The organism is Rahnella perminowiae (assembly GCF_019049755.1).
In the GTDB taxonomy this organism is placed as follows: Bacteria; Pseudomonadota; Gammaproteobacteria; order Enterobacterales; family Enterobacteriaceae; genus Rahnella; species Rahnella perminowiae.
In genome coordinates this window covers 1-665 of record NZ_JAFMOS010000096.1, presented here as the reverse complement: position 1 = coordinate 665, position 665 = coordinate 1, and the positions used below count along the sequence as shown (strand labels likewise).

Below are 665 nucleotides of genomic sequence, written 5' to 3'. Positions count from 1 at the left end.
ATTACATATTGCGGGTGCAGATATGACCCATCACATTAAAGGTCAGGGCAGACATCAGGTGACGTTGCTGCCTGAAGTGCTGGATGATTTTGTCACCGAGGATAACCCAGTCAGAGTTGTTGATGTATTTGTTGATGGATTACAGCTTGATGTACTTGGCTTCGAAAGCGTTAATCCCAAACAGACCGGGCGGCCAGGATACCACCCTGCAACCCTGCTAAAGCTGTACATTTATGGATACCTGAACCGTATTCAGTCCTCCCGCAGGTTAGAAAAAGAAGCCCATCGGAACGTGGAGCTGATGTGGTTACTTGAACGATTAACACCTGATTTTAAAACCATTGCCGACTTCAGAAAAAACAATGGTAAAGGTATCAAAAACACCTGCCGAGCTTTTATTGACTTGTGTCGGCAGATGCAAATGTTCACCGATGTGATTGTTGCCATCGACGGCAGCAAATTCAAGGCGGTAAACAGCAAATCGAACAACTTCACCCCCCAGAAAGCAAAAGGTCACATCGAAAGGGTTGAGCAGAGTATAGCTCTGTACCTGAATAAACTCGATGAAGCTGACAAGACTGCTGAGCCTGAAATAATCACAGATTTAACAGCGACGAAACTGGCATGGTTGCAACAACGTTTAGAAGAGTTAAAGCAAATGCAGC

1 protein-coding gene is annotated in these 665 nt (G+C 45.1%); it reads left to right on the top strand.

Annotation, left to right across the window (positions count from 1 at the left end):
* Positions 1–22: 22 nt before the first annotated feature.
* Positions 23–665 (top strand): transposase (locus J1785_RS00495; RefSeq protein ID WP_217218544.1); only part of this gene is annotated, 643 nt, incomplete at its 3' end.